The organism is Pseudomonas azotoformans (genome assembly GCF_001579805.1).
GTDB classification, from domain to species: domain Bacteria; phylum Pseudomonadota; class Gammaproteobacteria; order Pseudomonadales; family Pseudomonadaceae; genus Aquipseudomonas; species Aquipseudomonas azotoformans_A.
Window position 1 is genome coordinate 2,411,025 of sequence record NZ_CP014546.1, and the last position, 15,436, is coordinate 2,426,460.

Annotated in this window: 15 protein-coding genes, 4 tRNA genes and 1 pseudogene; 16 read left to right on the top strand and 4 right to left on the bottom strand. The window is 60.2% G+C overall.

The features are described 5' to 3' along the window. The first annotated feature begins 2 nt into the window (after positions 1-2). Complete coding sequence (gene fkpB / locus AYR47_RS11135; RefSeq protein WP_173390393.1) at positions 3-440, top strand: FKBP-type peptidyl-prolyl cis-trans isomerase; 438 nt, start codon at positions 3-5, stop codon at positions 438-440. A 192-nt stretch (positions 441-632) separates the two neighbouring features. Further along, positions 633-1,580 (top strand): 4-hydroxy-3-methylbut-2-enyl diphosphate reductase, encoded by a 948-nt coding sequence (gene ispH, locus AYR47_RS11140; RefSeq protein WP_025856583.1) that lies wholly within the window; start codon positions 633-635, stop codon positions 1,578-1,580. On the opposite strand, the gene AYR47_RS11145 is transcribed toward ispH, so the two are convergent. Beyond that, positions 1,543-2,115, bottom strand: a complete 573-nt coding sequence (locus AYR47_RS11145) for a GspH/FimT family pseudopilin (RefSeq protein ID WP_061435270.1) — start codon at positions 2,113-2,115, stop codon at positions 1,543-1,545. The two genes, ispH and AYR47_RS11145, sit on opposite strands and share 38 nt — an antisense overlap. A gap of 192 nt (positions 2,116-2,307) precedes the next feature. On the opposite strand from AYR47_RS11145, the gene pilV reads away from it, so the two are divergent. From pilV to thiO, 5 genes and pseudogenes are all read left to right on the top strand, one after another. Next, positions 2,308-2,793: a type IV pilus modification protein PilV gene (gene pilV, locus AYR47_RS11150; RefSeq protein ID WP_061435272.1), complete on the top strand. Its 486-nt coding sequence runs from the start codon at positions 2,308-2,310 to the stop codon at positions 2,791-2,793. Then, positions 2,790-3,497 carry a PilW family protein gene (locus tag AYR47_RS11155; protein WP_061435274.1) on the top strand — a complete coding sequence of 236 codons (708 nt, stop codon included), beginning with the start codon at positions 2,790-2,792 and terminating at the stop codon, positions 3,495-3,497. The genes pilV and AYR47_RS11155 overlap by 4 nt, the downstream gene beginning before the upstream one ends. Positions 3,498-3,504: 7 nt before the next feature. Continuing rightward, on the top strand, positions 3,505-4,035 hold the full coding sequence (locus tag AYR47_RS11160; RefSeq protein WP_061435276.1) for a pilus assembly PilX family protein: 531 nt from the start codon (positions 3,505-3,507) through the stop codon (positions 4,033-4,035). 11 nt (positions 4,036-4,046) lie between these two features. Next, positions 4,047-4,448, top strand: a complete 402-nt coding sequence (locus AYR47_RS11165; protein ID WP_061435278.1) for a type IV pilin protein — start codon at positions 4,047-4,049, stop codon at positions 4,446-4,448. 62 nt (positions 4,449-4,510) lie between these two features. Next, positions 4,511-5,621 (top strand): annotated as a pseudogene (gene thiO, locus AYR47_RS11170) (glycine oxidase ThiO). On the opposite strand, the gene AYR47_RS11175 reads toward thiO, so the two are convergent. Then, complete coding sequence (locus tag AYR47_RS11175) at positions 5,608-5,841, bottom strand: PP0621 family protein (RefSeq protein WP_033896999.1); 234 nt, start codon at positions 5,839-5,841, stop codon at positions 5,608-5,610. The pseudogene thiO and the gene AYR47_RS11175 overlap by 14 nt on opposite strands. 125 nt (positions 5,842-5,966) lie before the next feature. After that, complete coding sequence (locus AYR47_RS11180; protein ID WP_061435280.1) at positions 5,967-6,992, bottom strand: outer membrane protein assembly factor BamD; 1,026 nt, start codon at positions 6,990-6,992, stop codon at positions 5,967-5,969. A 149-nt stretch (positions 6,993-7,141) separates the two neighbouring features. Here AYR47_RS11180 and rluD point away from each other — a divergent pair, with 149 nt between their 5' ends. The 9 genes from rluD to AYR47_RS11225 all read left to right on the top strand — a co-directional run bounded on the left by rluD (position 7,142) and on the right by AYR47_RS11225 (position 14,067). Further along, a complete protein-coding gene (rluD, locus tag AYR47_RS11185) occupies positions 7,142-8,104 on the top strand; it encodes a 23S rRNA pseudouridine(1911/1915/1917) synthase RluD (protein ID WP_016976299.1) in 963 nt (320 codons plus the stop codon). Continuing rightward, a complete protein-coding gene (pgeF, locus tag AYR47_RS11190) occupies positions 8,101-8,826 on the top strand; it encodes a peptidoglycan editing factor PgeF (protein WP_033897002.1) in 726 nt (241 codons plus the stop codon). The genes rluD and pgeF overlap by 4 nt, the downstream gene beginning before the upstream one ends. A gap of 131 nt (positions 8,827-8,957) precedes the next feature. Continuing rightward, on the top strand, positions 8,958-11,522 hold the full coding sequence (clpB, locus tag AYR47_RS11195) for an ATP-dependent chaperone ClpB (protein ID WP_033897004.1): 2,565 nt from the start codon (positions 8,958-8,960) through the stop codon (positions 11,520-11,522). Positions 11,523-11,823: 301 nt separating this feature from the next. Then, a tRNA-Asn gene (locus tag AYR47_RS11200) sits at positions 11,824-11,899 on the top strand. A 10-nt stretch (positions 11,900-11,909) separates the two neighbouring features. Continuing rightward, positions 11,910-11,986 (top strand) — tRNA-Pro (locus tag AYR47_RS11205). A gap of 5 nt (positions 11,987-11,991) precedes the next feature. Further along, a tRNA-Lys gene (locus AYR47_RS11210) sits at positions 11,992-12,067 on the top strand. Between the two features lie 94 nt (positions 12,068-12,161). Further along, a tRNA-Pro gene (locus AYR47_RS11215) sits at positions 12,162-12,238 on the top strand. Positions 12,239-12,404: 166 nt separating this feature from the next. Continuing rightward, positions 12,405-13,148, top strand: a complete 744-nt coding sequence (locus AYR47_RS11220; protein ID WP_082462006.1) for a cysteine hydrolase family protein — start codon at positions 12,405-12,407, stop codon at positions 13,146-13,148. A gap of 31 nt (positions 13,149-13,179) precedes the next feature. Next, entirely contained in the window at positions 13,180-14,067 is an 888-nt protein-coding gene (locus tag AYR47_RS11225; protein WP_033903337.1) for a LysR family transcriptional regulator, read from the top strand. Positions 14,068-14,116: 49 nt separating this feature from the next. Here the strand turns inward: AYR47_RS11225 and AYR47_RS11230 are convergent, their stop codons facing one another. Further along, the gene (locus AYR47_RS11230; protein WP_061435282.1) at positions 14,117-15,415 is read right to left on the bottom strand and encodes an NAD(P)/FAD-dependent oxidoreductase; all 1,299 of its coding nucleotides are present in this window, start codon (positions 15,413-15,415) and stop codon (positions 14,117-14,119) included. Positions 15,416-15,436: the final 21 nt, after the last annotated feature.

The following is a 15,436-nucleotide window of genomic DNA, read 5'->3' on the forward strand; positions in this document are numbered from 1 at the left end:
TATTGGCTGAGCAACGCATCGGCCAGAACACGGAAGTCACCTTGCATTTCGCACTGCGCCTGGAGAATGGCGATACGGTCGACAGCACGTTCGACAAAGCCCCGGCCACCTTCAAGGTTGGCGATGGCAACCTGCTGCCGGGTTTCGAAGCGGCCCTGTTCGGCTTCAAGGCCGGCGACAAGCGCACCCTGCAGATCCTGCCGGAAAACGCCTTTGGCCAGCCCAACCCGCAAAACGTGCAGATCATCCCGCGTTCGCAGTTCCAGGACATGGACCTGTCGGAAGGCCTGTTGGTGATCTTCAATGATGCGGCGAATACCGAACTGCCTGGCGTGGTGAAAACCTTCGATGACGCGCAAGTGACCATCGACTTCAACCACCCGTTGGCCGGTAAAACCTTGACCTTTGATGTTGAAATCATCGACGTTAAAGCGATCTAACAGAAGATTCCGGCCTATTGTGGGACGGGGCTTGTTGTGGCGAGGGAGCTTGCTCCCGCTGGAGTGCGTAGCGCTCCCAAACTGATCATAGAGATATGTCTGGACTGTTTTGGGGCTGCTGCGCAGCCCAGCGGGAGCAAGCTCCCTCGCCACAAGAGGCTCGCTCCTACAGGGCAAGACACGAGGCACAGCATGCAAATCAAACTCGCCAACCCCCGTGGCTTCTGCGCCGGCGTGGACCGGGCGATCGAAATCGTCAACCGCGCCCTGGAAGTCTTCGGGCCGCCGATTTACGTGCGTCATGAAGTCGTCCACAACAAATTCGTGGTCGAAGACCTGCGCGCGCGTGGCGCCATCTTTGTCGAAGAGCTGGACCAGGTGCCGGACGACGTCATTGTCATCTTCAGCGCCCACGGTGTTTCCCAGGCTGTGCGTACCGAAGCGGCAGGCCGAGGCCTCAAAGTTTTTGATGCCACCTGCCCGCTGGTGACCAAGGTGCATATCGAAGTCGCGCGCTACAGCCGCGACGGTCGAGAGTGCATCCTGATCGGTCATGCCGGCCACCCGGAAGTCGAAGGCACCATGGGCCAGTACGACGCCAGCAATGGCGGGGCGATTTACCTGGTGGAGGACGAAAAAGACGTCGCCAACCTGCAGGTACACAACCCCGAGCGCCTGGCATTCGTGACCCAGACCACCCTGTCGATGGACGACACCAGCCGCGTGATCGACGCGCTGCGCAGCCGCTTCCCGGCCATTGGCGGGCCACGTAAGGATGACATCTGCTACGCCACTCAAAACCGACAGGACGCGGTCAAGCAATTGGCCGATGAATGCGATGTGGTTTTGGTCGTTGGCAGCCCCAACAGCTCCAACTCCAACCGCTTGCGTGAGTTGGCGGAACGTATGGCAACTCCGGCGTACCTGATCGACGGCGCCGAAGACATGCAGCGTAGCTGGTTCGATGGCGTCGAGCGTATCGGTATCACGGCGGGCGCTTCGGCCCCGGAAGTGCTGGTGCGCGGCGTTATCCAGCAACTGCATGCCTGGGGTGCCACCGGTGCCGACGAACTGGCTGGGCGCGAAGAGAACATCACCTTCTCTATGCCCAAGGAACTGCGGGTTCGCTCGCTGCTCTGAGTGCCTGTGTGCCGGAGTCACTCCGGCACAACGCCTGCTCGGCACGCTCGCTGCGCAGGCTGATGCGCCCGCTGGGCGCCAGTACGACCTGATACAGGCTCTGCGCTTGATCCATCTCGCATACATGCACAGTGCCCGCGCGAAAACCTCCCCCTGAAAACACCGGTTCGCCCAATCCGCTGAAGCGCACCTGGCTCTTGACCGGCCCATTGCCGACTATTGGCCCACGACCGTTATCCTGATGCTCCCGCAGCACGGGGTTGTCGTCATCCAGGTGGCCGCGTCCGCTCACATCCACAGTGACCCGCCAGCCCTGGCTCCAGTCTTCTTCCCGTGCATGAATGACCACCGGCTGGTTACGGGCGATGGCTTCAGAGCGCGCGTAGCGCAGGCCTGCGGTCAAGGACTGTGCGGCGCTGTGTCTCTGCTGTGATTCCATCAATCCCTTGAAATTCGGGGTTGCCAGGCTGGCCAGGATGCCGCTCACGATCAGTCCGAGCAGCAGTTCGATCAGGGTGAAACCTTGTTGGCGCATGTATCGTCCCTCCTTGGATTCAGGTGCAGTCCTAGGTATAGCGCCCCGTGCGTTACGCTGAATGATGGCCTTCATGTCCAAAGTATTTCCCTTTGTTCCGGGAGCAGCGCGAGCGAAAAACCGGCGCTAGTCTTGGGCCGCACAGCAGATTTTTCCTGCTTTTTTCGGACCTCGACACGGATGACGACGGTAATGCTTGCCTGCCCCAACAGCGGTTTTCCCCAGGATTTTTCTCGACGCCAAATCGGCATGACGCTGATCGAGGTGCTGGTTGCCGTGCTGGTTCTCGCCATCGGCCTGCTGGGCGCGGCAGTGATCCAGCTCAATGCGCTCAAGTACACAGACAGTTCCCGAATGACCAGCCAGGCCAGTTTCATTGCCTACGACATGCTTGACCGAATCCGCGCCAATTCCGCTGTCGACTACTCCTGGGGCCGGGCCGAACGTGCGCCGGCCAGCAGTGCGTCTGCCAGCGTGCGCGATCTGGACCTGCATGATTTCGAGGCCAATATCCTCGGCTTTGCCGGGGCGAGCGCCAAAGGCTCGGTGTCGGTCAGTGCGGGTGAGGTGACGGTCAGCATCAGTTGGGACGATAGCCGGGGCACGAACAGGCCGGGAGCTCGGGAAACATTCACCCTGACCAGTCGCGTCAGCGATGAATCGAGGGGGGCGCAATGAGGCGTCGTGTTGGGGGATTCAGCCTGGTGGAATTGCTGCTGGCGTTGGCCACGGGCTTGGTATTGGTGTTGGGGGGGACTCAGGTGCTGATCGGTTCCAGAGCCACCCACGCCAGCCAGCAGGCTGCGATGTTGCTGCAGGATGACGCACGCTTCGTGCTGGGCAAGATGACCCAGGATATTCGCCAGGCAGGGATGTTTGGCTGTTTGGCCACGGCGTTTATCGACAATGCCCCGCCGGCCTTCGATCAGCCTGTCAGTTGGAAGATCGAGGCGGGGGCCAAGTCGCTGACGCTAGTCACGGCAGATGTTGGTAACGAGAATGGCAAGGCTGACTGGACCGTATTGTCCGACTGCACGGGCACCGCCCAGGCCTACGCAGGTAGTTCTCCTGCGCCTGCCCCCGGACAACTTCGCTTTGCGCTGCGCCAGATCACCTACACCTTCGAAGCCGGTCAATTGAAAGTCAGCACGCCTGCGGCCCCCGCCAAGGCCGTGCTGGTGGATAACGTGCAGGCTTTCGATATCAGCTATGGCGTGGCTGCCAAACCCTCGTCGACGGAGGTGGCGCGTTACGACGCGAGCCCGGCGGACCTGGGCTTGATACGCAGCGTGCGCATCCTGATGACGCTGCAAGATCCCGCCGGACGCGTGAAAGATCAAACCTACAGCGTCGTGGCGGCGCTGCGAAACCGTCTGGGGTAGCGCCGCCATGAAGCTTAAAGAACCTATTCGCCTGCGGCAGGCCGGCATGGTGCTGCTGATCAGCCTGGTGTTGTTGCTGCTTTTGTCGCTGATCGGTCTGTCATCCATGCAAGGCGCGGTCACCCAGCAAAAGGTCACCGCTAGCCTCTGGCACCGCAATCAGTCACTGCAAAGCGCCGAGAGCGGCTTGCGACGCGGAGAGTCGAGCGTGCAGCGGTCATTTGCGACACTGCTGCCGTGCCGGTCGATTGTCACCTGTGCACCGCCGGCCGCCGCCTATTCGGTAGTTGGGGCTGGGCTGGACCCTGTCTCGGGTATCACTTGGACTGCACTGGACGGCGGTCTATACGGCATTCAATCCCTGGGACCTGCGGTGGGGCTGGCGCATGTACCACCACAAACCGTGGCCGACGTATATCGAGTGACGGCCGTCGGATTAAGCGGCCAATTGCGCACGGTGCTGGAGAGCGTCTATGCGCGGGTAGAAGAGGAGGGCGGCTCGCGTTTTCAGCGGGTGGCCTGGCGGCAACTTCAATAAGGAGCGTTGAAATGGGCATGGACAGCCAGGGCTTTACCCTGATCGAGTTACTGATCGCCGTCGTGATCATTGCGGTGCTGGCCGGGATTGCTTACCCCGGCTACACCAGCCATATGAAAAAGGTCTATCGCGCGGAAATCGTCGCGTTGTTGACCGACCAGGCTCAGCACCTGGAGCGGTTTTATACGAGGAGCGGCACTTTTATTGATGCAAGCGGCGTCAGCGAGGGCAATGATCGCTATAGAATCACCGCTGCATTGAACCCTCAGGATTTCCAGTTGGTGGCTACGCCTGGCGTCGGCTCGGTGATGACCGGCGACCTTTGCGGCGACTTCAGCCTGACCAGCGCCGGTGCGCGGACCAATCCGGGCGCCGCCCCGGACATGTCGCGCAAGCTGTGCTGGGGGCAATGATGAGGGTGCTGGACGACTGGGCGCCAGGTGCGCGTGTTCCTATTTATCGGCTGGATCAAATGATGGCAGAGCAACAGCAGGTAGTGATTGTCGGTGGCGGGGTCATCGGCTTGTTGACGGCATTCAACCTGGCGACCCAAGGGCAAGCCGTGGTGCTGCTGGAGCGCGCGGGGTTGGGACAGGAGTCCTCCTGGGCGGGCGGCGGTATTGTCTCGCCGCTGTATCCGTGGCGCTACAGCCCGGCTGTCACTGCACTCGCGCATTGGTCCCAGGACTTTTATCCACAGCTGGCGCAGCGCCTGTTCGCCCAGACGGGGGTTGATCCAGAGGTGCATACCACCGGCCTTTACTGGCTGGACCTGGACGACGAAGCCGAAGCCCTGGCCTGGGCTGCGCGAGAAGGACGCCCCTTGAGCAAAGTGGATGTCTCGGCTGCCCATGATGCCGTCCCAGTGCTGGGCGGCGGGTACTCCAGCGCGATCTACATGGCTGACGTCGCCAATGTGCGCAATCCGCGCCTGGTCAAATCCCTCAAGGCGGCGCTGCTGGCGTTGCCCGGCGTGACCGTTCACGAGCAATCTGAAGTGACAGGGTTTGTTCTGGATGCGGGCAATGTCGTGGGGGTGAACACCGCCAATGGGCCGATCTTCGGCGATCAGGTCGTATTGGCGGCTGGCGCCTGGAGCGGTGAATTGCTGGGTACGTTGGGCCTGTCGCTGCCGGTCGAGCCGGTCAAGGGCCAGATGATCCTGTACAAATGCGCTTCGGATTTCCTGTCGAGCATGGTCCTGGCCAAGGGGCGTTATGCGATCCCGCGGCGTGACGGGCACATCTTGATCGGCAGTACCCTGGAGCATGAAGGTTTCGACAAGACCCCCACCGAAACAGCGCTGCAAAGCCTCAAGGCATCCGCGGTGGAGTTGATTCCCGCCCTGGCGGGCGCCGAGGTGGTTGGGCACTGGGCCGGATTGCGCCCCGGTTCGCCGGAAGGCATTCCTTACATCGGCCCAGTGCCGGGCTTCAGCGGCTTGTGGCTCAACTGCGGGCATTACCGCAATGGGCCTGGTGCTGGCGCCGGCGTCCTGCCAGTTGTTTACCGACCTGCTGCTGGCGCGTACGCCGATCATCGACCCCGCGCCTTATGCGCCCGAAGGTCGGATCAACGCTGGATAGACTTCGGTCCTTGTTCCAGATGCGCCTGGGTGCAATACCACTCCTGGCGCGAGCTCAAGGCGCGATCCTGTGGCAGGTGCACGCCGCAGTGGGCGCAGCGCACCATCAAGGCTGCGTCAGGCTCGCTGGCGCGATGCTGCTTGGCGGCCGGGCTTTTGAATTTGCGCCAGAACCATACTGCGGCGGCAATGACGGCAATCCAGAACAATAGACGGAGCATGATGGGCAGTTTCTCGACAAGGAATGCGCCAGTTTAGCCAAGGACGTGCCAGGCGCACAGCGCAATAAATATCACCCACAAAAAAGGAGCCTCGAAAGGCTCCTTCTTGATGACGCTGGGTGCTATCAGTCAAACACACCGAAGGTCATGTAGCTGAACCACGAACGATCCTGGTTGTTGCCCAGGGCCTCAGGCTCTTCTTCTTTGATCACGTCGCCGTTCTCGTCATGCGGCTTGAGCTCCGAAGGAATGGCGTCCTTGGCGTCCTGGTACTGCTTGATCACGTCCTGGTTGGCACGAGTTTCGCCAGGCGGCAGCGGTGGACGGGACTCGATCAGGCCCAGGGTGTACTTGCTCAGCCACGAACGGTTGTCGGCTTCAGCAACCTGAGGCACGAACTGGCCGTCTTTCAGGCTTGGGTGATCCGGGTAGTTGAGCTTCAGGGTTTCCAGGCTGGTGCTGGCCAGCTCGTCCAGGTGCAGACGCTGGTAAGCCTCGGTCATCACGGCCAGGCCGTCACCCACCGAAGGGGTTTCCTGGAAGTTCTCTACGACATAACGACCACGGTTGGCGGCGGCTACGTAGGCCTGACGGGTCAGGTAGTAGTGGGCCACGTGGATCTCGTAGGAAGCCAGCAGGTTGCGCAGGTAGATCATGCGCTGCTTGGCGTCCGGCGCGTAGCGGCTGTTGGGGTAGCGGCTGGTCAGCTGGGCGAACTCGTTGTAGGAGTCGCGGGCAGCGCCCGGGTCACGCTTGGTCATGTCCAGCGGCAGGAAGCGCGCCAGCAGGCCGACGTCCTGGTCGAACGAGGTCAGGCCCTTCATGTAGTAGGCGTAGTCGACGTTCGGGTGCTGCGGATGCAGGCGGATGAAACGCTCGGCGGCGGACTTGGCAGCTTCCGGCTCGGCGTTCTTGTAGTTGGCGTAGATCAGCTCGAGCTGGGCCTGGTCGGCGTAGCGCCCGAACGGATAGCGCGACTCCAGTGCCTTCAGCTTCGCTGTGGCGCTGGTGAAGCTATTATTGTCCAAGTCTTTCTGAGCCAGTTGGTACAACTCGACTTCGCTCAGGTTTTCGTCGACGACTTCCTTTGTTGACGAGCAAGCAGCAGTCATGGCGAGGATGGCGATCAGCAGCAGGTGTTTCACTTGCATGGCGGCTTGCGTCCCTATGACGGCCGCTGTCTTGGGCGGGGCCGTCCTGTTATGATGAGCGCCCCGTTGAAAGCCTCGGGGCAAAAGACGCCGTATTTAACCACAAGCGCGCAGCCGAAACCAAAGGCTGTGCCACGCCTAGTCTGAGCATGTCCGATAAAATTGAACTTCGCGCAGAGGTGCCGTCCGAATTGGGCGGCCAACGCCTCGATCAAGTCGCCGCACAATTATTCGCTGAGCACTCGCGCTCGCGCCTTTCCGCCTGGATCAAAGACGGCCGCCTGACTGTGGATGGAGCGGTTATCCGCCCGCGAGACATAGTCCATGGCGGTGCGATTCTTGAGCTGACTGCCGAGCAGGAAGCCCAGGGAGAATGGGTCGCCCAGGACATCGAGCTGGATATCGTCTATGAAGACGACGACATCCTGGTCATCAACAAACCCGCAGGCCTGGTGGTTCACCCGGCAGCCGGGCACGCTGATGGCACCTTGCTCAATGCCCTGCTGCACCACGTGCCGGACATCATCAATGTCCCGCGCTGCGGCATCGTGCACCGTCTGGACAAGGACACCACCGGCTTGATGGTGGTGGCCAAGACCATTCAGGCGCAGACGCAGTTGGTCACACAATTGCAAAGCCGCAGCGTCAGCCGGATCTACGAGTGCATCGTGATCGGCGTGGTGGTGGCGGGTGGCAAGATCAACGCTCCCATCGGTCGCCACGGCCAGCAGCGCCAACGTATGGCGGTGATGGAAGGCGGCAAGCAGGCCGTCAGCCACTACCGTGTGCTGGAGCGTTTCCGTTCCCACACCCACGTGCGGGTCAAGCTGGAAACCGGTCGTACGCACCAGATTCGCGTGCACATGGCGCACATCAACTTCCCGTTGGTCGGCGATCCGGCCTACGGTGGTCGTTTCCGTATTCCGCCTGCGGCCAGCCAGACCATGGTTGAATCGTTGAAAACCTTCCCACGCCAGGCACTGCATGCGCGCTTCCTGGAACTGGACCATCCGACGAGTGGTAAGCGGATGAGCTGGGAATCGCCTCTGCCGGACGATCTGGTCTGGTTGTTGTCGCTGCTCAAGCAGGATCGCGAGGCGTTTATCGGATGAGTGACTGGCTGATTCCTGACTGGCCTGCGCCGGCTCAGGTGAAAGCCTGCGTCACCACCCGTGCGGGCGGCGTCAGCCTGGCGCCGTTCGACAGCCTCAATCTGGGCGATCACGTCGAGGACAGCCTGGAGGCTGTCCTTGAGAATCGCCGTCGTTTAAGTGATGCCTTTGATATCCAGCCGGCCTGGCTGCGTCAGGTTCATGGTGTGACTGTGGTCGAAGCTGACCCAGGCCGCACCGCTGAAGCTGATGGCAGTTGGACCAGCACCCCTGGCATCGCTTGCACCTCAATGACTGCCGACTGCCTGCCCGCACTGTTCTGCAACCGTGCTGGCACTCGCGTCGCCGCAGCCCATGCTGGTTGGCGAGGCCTGGCGGCGGGCGTGTTGGAAGCGGCATTCGAAAGCCTGGATGTCGAACCCGACGAAGTGCTGGTCTGGCTCGGCCCGGCGATTGGTCCGCAAGCCTTTGAAGTCGGCCCGGAAGTGCGTGAAGCCTTCATGCAGCAACAGCCGATCAGCGCTGAAGCCTTTGTGCCCAGCCGCAATCCCGGCAAGTTCATGGCCGACATCTATCAGCTGGCCCGTTTGCGTCTGGCTGCACGGGGTGTCACTGCTGTTTATGGTGGCGGATTCTGCACCGTGACCGACCCGCACTTCTTTTCTTATCGCCGTAGCCCACGCACCGGTCGGTTTGCCTCCCTTATCTGGCTGGAACGCTAGACTCCTCTGATCTGCGTCAACTGTCCGAAGCTTGAAACTCCCAGAATCCACCCCATCTATAAGGGTATCTGGCAGGTTTCTTCATTCAGGAATGTTTTATAGCTCCGGCCTGCTCAAAAGGAAGGTGACTAATGCGTATAGATCGTTTAACCAGCAAATTGCAGTTGGCGTTATCTGACTCTCAATCCCTGGCGGTGGGCCTCGACCACCCAGCCATTGAGCCTGCACACTTGATGCAGGCGCTCCTGGAGCAGCAAGGTGGTTCTATCAAGCCCTTGCTGATGCAGGTGGGCTTCGACGTCAACAGCCTACGCAAGGAGTTGAGCAAAGAGCTCGACCAACTGCCGAAAATCCAAAATCCGACTGGCGACGTGAATATGTCCCAGGACCTGGCGCGCCTGCTTAACCAGGCAGACCGTCTGGCCCAGCAGAAGGGTGACCAGTTCATTTCCAGCGAACTGGTGCTGCTCGCCGCCATGGACGAGAACAGCAAGCTCGGCAAATTGTTGCTGGGCCAGGGCGTGAGCAAGAAAGCCCTGGAAAACGCCATCAACAACCTGCGCGGCGGCGACGCGGTGAACGACCCCAACCATGAGGAGTCGCGCCAAGCCCTGGATAAATACACCGTCGACCTGACCAAGCGTGCCGAAGAAGGCAAGCTTGACCCGGTGATCGGCCGTGACGATGAAATCCGTCGCACCATCCAGGTCCTGCAACGTCGCACCAAGAACAACCCGGTGCTGATCGGTGAGCCTGGCGTGGGTAAAACCGCGATTGCCGAGGGCCTGGCCCAGCGCATCATCAATGGTGAAGTGCCGGACGGCCTCAAAGGCAAGCGCTTGCTGTCCCTGGACATGGGGTCGCTGATTGCCGGTGCCAAGTTCCGTGGCGAGTTCGAAGAGCGCCTGAAATCCCTGCTCAATGAACTGTCGAAGCAGGAAGGACAGATCATTCTGTTTATCGACGAACTGCACACCATGGTCGGCGCCGGTAAAGGCGAAGGCTCGATGGATGCGGGCAACATGCTCAAGCCAGCCTTGGCGCGGGGCGAGTTGCATTGTGTCGGTGCCACGACGCTCAACGAATATCGCCAGTACATTGAAAAGGACGCGGCCCTTGAGCGTCGCTTCCAGAAAGTACTGGTGGAAGAACCGAGCGAAGAAGACACCATCGCGATCCTGCGTGGCCTGAAAGAGCGTTATGAGGTCCACCATAAGGTGGCGATCACCGACGGCGCGATCATTGCGGCGGCCAAATTGAGCCATCGCTATATCACTGACCGTCAGTTGCCCGACAAGGCCATCGATTTGATCGACGAAGCGGCCAGCCGCATCCGCATGGAGATCGACTCCAAGCCGGAAGTGCTCGACCGCCTGGATCGTCGCCTGATTCAACTGAAGGTTGAGTCCCAGGCCCTGAAGAAAGAAGAAGACGACGCGGCGAAGAAACGCCTGGAAAAACTTCAGGAAGAAATCGTCCGTCTGGAACGCGAGTATTCGGACCTGGAAGAAATCTGGACTTCGGAAAAAGCCGAAGTGCAAGGTTCTGCGCAGATTCAGCAAAAGATCGAGCAGTCCCGCCAGGAGCTGGAAGCCGCGCGCCGTAAAGGTGACCTGAACCGCATGGCCGAGTTGCAGTACGGGGTGATCCCGGACCTGGAGCGCAGCCTGCAGATGGTCGACCAGCACGGCAAGCCTGAGAACCAGTTGCTGCGCAGCAAGGTGACCGAGGAAGAAATCGCCGAAGTCGTCTCGAAGTGGACCGGCATTCCCGTGTCGAAAATGCTCGAAGGCGAGCGTGACAAGCTGCTGAAGATGGAAAGCCTGTTGCACCAGCGCGTGATCGGCCAGGAGGAGGCCGTGGTGGCGGTATCCAACGCGGTACGGCGTTCGCGGGCCGGCTTGTCCGACCCGAACCGTCCGAGCGGCTCGTTCATGTTCCTCGGCCCGACCGGCGTGGGTAAGACCGAGCTGTGCAAGGCCTTGGCCGAGTTCCTCTTTGATACTGAAGAGGCCATGGTGCGGATCGATATGTCCGAATTCATGGAGAAACACTCGGTGGCTCGCTTGATCGGCGCACCACCAGGCTATGTGGGCTACGAAGAGGGCGGTTACCTGACCGAAGCCGTGCGGCGTAAGCCTTACTCGGTGATCCTGCTGGATGAGGTCGAGAAGGCGCATCCGGATGTGTTCAACATTCTGCTGCAAGTGCTGGAAGATGGCCGTCTGACGGACAGCCACGGGCGTACCGTGGACTTCCGCAACACGGTGATCGTGATGACGTCCAACCTGGGCTCGGCACAGATCCAGGAGTTGGTGGGTGATCGTGAAGGCCAGCGCGCTGCCGTGATGGATGCGCTGACCAGCCACTTCCGTCCGGAGTTCATCAACCGGGTCGACGAAGTGGTGATTTTCGAGCCTCTGGCACGGGATCAGATCGCGGGCATCACTGAGATCCAGTTGGGCCGCCTGCGTAGTCGCCTGGCAGAGCGCGAGCTGGACCTGGTATTGAGCAGCGAGGCGTTGGACAAGCTGATCGCGGTCGGTTACGACCCGGTGTATGGCGCACGGCCTTTGAAGCGTGCGATTCAGCGCTGGATCGAGAACCCGCTGGCCCAGCTGATCCTGTCCGGCAGCTTCATGCCTGGCACCAGCGTCGAGGCGACGGTGGAAAACGACGAAATCGTCTTCCACTGATCCCAGTCTGTTGGGTAATAAGAGAAGGCCCCGCATTGCGGGGCCTTTTTTTTTCGATAGGGCGTTGAACTGTAAGGCAAAGGCTTGTAAAGTGCGCCCCGCAGCAACGTCAGCCCACGGGTTTCTTCTCCCCAAGAAGAAATCAGAAACAAGCGCAAATCATTGTCTTAAAAGCAATTTAAAGGGTTGACAGGGGTTTTTAAGATTGTAGAATAGCGCGCCTCAGAGACATGAACGTAGCGATACGAACAAGTCGAAGAGAAGGTAGTCAGCAACAACGTAGTACTTTGAAATATGTAGTTCCGTGATAGCTCAGTCGGTAGAGCAAATGACTGTTAATCATTGGGTCCCAGGTTCGAGTCCTGGTCACGGAGCCAATTTCAATATCGGGGTATAGCGCAGTCCGGTAGCGCGCCTGCTTTGGGAGCAGGATGTCGGGAGTTCGAATCCCCCTACCCCGACCATATTTGGGTCGTTAGCTCAGTTGGTAGAGCAGTTGGCTTTTAACCAATTGGTCGTAGGTTCGAATCCCACACGACCCACCATTTTTGAGACCAGTTAACGCTGGAATCGAATCTTAAGATCAGAGGCCAAAAGCCCTGATCGAAGAAGGCGACTGAAAGGTCGCCTTTTTTTTACCGGGGTATAGCGCAGTCCGGTAGCGCGCCTGCTTTGGGAGCAGGATGTCAGGAGTTCGAATCCCCTTACCCCGACCATATTAAAAATCCTCGTATCGAAAGATACGGGGATTTTTTTTGCTCGTTTTCTACTTCATTTGTGCGAATTCCAAACAGATATTGTGCTGATTGGTGCGTTGGTGCTGCGGCGGTCGCCTCCTAGACTGGGCTCCGTCAGTTACTTACCCCAACAGGAATTCGCATCATGACCCGTACCGTATCGTTGCTCTGCCCTCAATCGACTCGTTCATTGCCTGCATGGGCCAAATCCACGCTCGTTGGTTTGGGCATGATGTTGGGTTTCGGCCAATTTGCCGCCGCCGCCGATGCCGCGGCGAACCCGCATCCCACTATCCGTGCCATGTCGGGAGCGGAATCCATCGGCCGGCTGGACCCGAAAACCACCGCCTTGCTGGTGATCGACTTCCAGAATGAATACTTCACCGGCCGCATGCCGATCCCGGACGGTATGAAGGCCCTGGAAAATACCCAACACCTGATCACGTTTGCCGACAAGGAACACATCCAGGTTATCCATGTGCAACACATCGCCCCAGACGGCGCGGCTGTATTCGCAACCAATGGCAAGACGGTCGATTTCCACCCCTTGATGAAGCCGCGCCCGCAAGACAAATTGGTGCAGAAAACCACCGTCAGCGTCTTTGCCAGTACCGATCTGGATGCCCAATTGAAGCAAGCCGGCATCAAGACCCTGATCATCACGGGCCTGATGACGCACGCCTGTGTCGCCGGTGCCGCCCGGGACGCTGCGCCGTTGGGGTATGACGTTGTGGTAGCATCCGATGCCACCGCGACCCGGGCGATCACCCGTGTCGATGGCCGTTCGGTGACCAAGGATGAGTTGCACAACGCGGCGCTGGCTGAGATCGAAGACACCTTCGGTTCTGTGCTGACCACCTCGCAAATCATCGCTCTGCCGGTTAACTGATTCCCCTGACCAGTCTGGGATCGCCCGTTCCATGAACCAGTTATCCGCCATGCGCGCCTTTCGGGGCATCGTTGAAGCCAAGGGGTTCTCTGCTGCCGCAGAACGCCTGGACACCACACACTCGACGATTTCCCGGCAGTTGCAGCAACTGGAAACTGAATTGGGCGCCCAGCTGATCAATCGCAATACGCGGCGCTTCAGCTTGACCTCGGCAGGGGAGCAATACTACGCAGCGTGCGTTGATATCCTTGATCGCGTCGAGGCCGCCTCCCAGGCTGTCGCCCAAGGGCATCAGCGTGCGGAAGGTCTGCTGAGGGTCAGTGTTCCGCTGGTGGTGGGGACGTTGGACCTGCCGCAATGGTTGCCGGGTTTTCAGCGACGCTACCCGGATATCGAGCTTGAGTTGCATTGCGATGATCAGTTTGTCGATCTGGTCGCTGACGGCTTTGACGTCGCCCTGCGTATCGCCAGCGCCTTGGCGGACACGACGTTGATGGCCCGAGCGTTGACGATTTCCAAACAGGTGCTGGTAGCCTCGCCGGCTTACATTGGTCGCCATGGTTTGCCACGTTCGGCCCAGGAGCTCGATAAGCACCGCCTGCTGACATTCATTGGCGCCTCGTCGGACTGGGTGTTGAGCCCGGTACGCGGTGAGGCCGTCACGGTGACGCCCTCCGGGCGGTTCAGGAGCAATACCATCAGTGCGCTGCATGCGGCGACATTGGCGGGGGCGGGCATTGCGTGTTTTACCCAGGCTACGGTGCGCAGTGATTTGGCGCAGGACCGCCTGGTGCCGATCCTGCCTAATTACTCGCTAGGCGAGCGGCACTATTACGCCCTTTATCCACAGTCCCGGCACTTGGCACCGAAGGTGCGGGCGTTCGTCGACCATATGGCTGAGTTTTACAGGGCCCAATAAAAATCCCCCTCTCTTTCGAGAGGGGGATTTTTTTCAGCGGCATAGTCGATCAGTGCAGCTTGAGCCGTGGCTCGGTGCCACGCCCGATCTTGCTGCCCAGCATCAGCATCGCCGTGCGGAAGAAGCCATACAGCGCCATCTGGTGCATGCGGTACAGCGACACATAGAACATCCGCGCCAACCAGCCTTCGAGCATCACACTGCCGGTGAGGTTGCCCATCAAGTTACCCACTGCCGAGAAGCGCGACAGCGAGATCAGCGAGCCGTAGTCGGTGTACTTGTAGCTCGGCAGGTCCTTGCCTTCGATGCGCAGCTTCAGCGACTTGGCCAGCAACGAGGCCTGCTGGTGTGCTGCCTGGGCGCGTGGCGGTACGTTGCGGTCGGTGCCCGGTTGCGGGCAAGCGGCGCAGTCGCCAAAGGCGAAGACGTTTTCGTCGCGGGTGGTTTGCAGTGTCGGCAGTACTTGCAGTTGATTGATGCGGTTGGTTTCCAGGCCATCGATGTCCTTGAGGAAGCCTGGCGCACGAATCCCGGCGGCCCAGACCTTGAGGCTGGCGGGGATTATCTGGCCGCTGCTGGTGATCAACGCATCGGCGGTCACTTCGCTCACCGCCGAATTGGTCAGCACAGTCACCCCAAGTTTCTCCAGGGTTTTATGCACAGGCCCGCCGATACGCTCCGGCAGGGCAGGCAGCACCCGTGGGCCGGCTTCGATCAGGGTGATGTGCATGTTTTCCGGCTTGATGCGGTCCAGGCCGTAGGCGGCCAGTTCATGGGCGGCGTTATGCAGTTCGGCGGCCAGCTCGACCCCGGTTGCACCCGCGCCGACGATGGCGACGCTGATCTTTTCCACCACGTCCGTCTGCCCGGCATGGGCGCGCAGGTAGTGGTTGAGCAATTGCTGGTGGAAGCGCTCGGCTTGCTTGCGGGTGTCGAGGAACAGGCAGTGTTGTGCCGCGCCTTCGGTGCCGAAGTCATTGGTGGTGCTGCCCACGGCAATCACCAGGCTGTCATAGCCCAGCACGCGCGCGGGCACCAGCTCACGGCCTTCTTCGTCGAGGGTGGCGGCCAGCTGGATTTTCTTCTGCTCACGGTCAAGCCCGCTCATGCGCCCCAGCTGGAACTCGAAGTGGTTCCATTTGGCCTGGGCAACATAGTTGAGTTCGTCTTCCGAAGAATTCAGCGAGCCGGCCGCCACTTCGTGCAGCAAGGGTTTCCAGATGTGGGTCAGGTTGGCGTCCACCAGCGTGATGCTGGCGGTGCCGCGCTTGCCCAGAGTCTTACCCAGGCGGGTAGCCAACTCCAGGCCGCCGGCGCCGCCGCCGACGATAATAATACGATGGGTCATGGGGATATCTCGCAAGGCTAA

Excerpts from the sequence above, each read along its gene's own strand:
- AYR47_RS11165 (WP_061435278.1), top strand. The coding sequence starts at position 4,047 with ATGGGCATGGACAGCCAGGGCTTTACCCTGATCGAGTTACTGATCGCC.
- AYR47_RS11230 (WP_061435282.1), bottom strand. The coding sequence starts at position 15,415 with ATGACCCATCGTATTATTATCGTCGGCGGCGGCGCCGGCGGCCTGGAG.
- AYR47_RS11220 (WP_082462006.1), top strand. The coding sequence starts at position 12,405 with ATGACCCGTACCGTATCGTTGCTCTGCCCTCAATCGACTCGTTCATTG.
- AYR47_RS11180 (WP_061435280.1), bottom strand. The coding sequence starts at position 6,992 with ATGCAAGTGAAACACCTGCTGCTGATCGCCATCCTCGCCATGACTGCT.
- ispH (WP_025856583.1), top strand. The coding sequence starts at position 633 with ATGCAAATCAAACTCGCCAACCCCCGTGGCTTCTGCGCCGGCGTGGAC.
- AYR47_RS11225 (WP_033903337.1), top strand. The coding sequence starts at position 13,180 with ATGAACCAGTTATCCGCCATGCGCGCCTTTCGGGGCATCGTTGAAGCC.
- AYR47_RS11155 (WP_061435274.1), top strand. The coding sequence starts at position 2,790 with ATGAGGCGTCGTGTTGGGGGATTCAGCCTGGTGGAATTGCTGCTGGCG.
- clpB (WP_033897004.1), top strand. The coding sequence starts at position 8,958 with ATGCGTATAGATCGTTTAACCAGCAAATTGCAGTTGGCGTTATCTGAC.
- AYR47_RS11145 (WP_061435270.1), bottom strand. The coding sequence starts at position 2,115 with ATGCGCCAACAAGGTTTCACCCTGATCGAACTGCTGCTCGGACTGATC.
- pgeF (WP_033897002.1), top strand. The coding sequence starts at position 8,101 with ATGAGTGACTGGCTGATTCCTGACTGGCCTGCGCCGGCTCAGGTGAAA.
- rluD (WP_016976299.1), top strand. The coding sequence starts at position 7,142 with ATGTCCGATAAAATTGAACTTCGCGCAGAGGTGCCGTCCGAATTGGGC.
- pilV (WP_061435272.1), top strand. The coding sequence starts at position 2,308 with ATGCTTGCCTGCCCCAACAGCGGTTTTCCCCAGGATTTTTCTCGACGC.
- AYR47_RS11160 (WP_061435276.1), top strand. The coding sequence starts at position 3,505 with ATGAAGCTTAAAGAACCTATTCGCCTGCGGCAGGCCGGCATGGTGCTG.
- AYR47_RS11175 (WP_033896999.1), bottom strand. The coding sequence starts at position 5,841 with ATGCTCCGTCTATTGTTCTGGATTGCCGTCATTGCCGCCGCAGTATGG.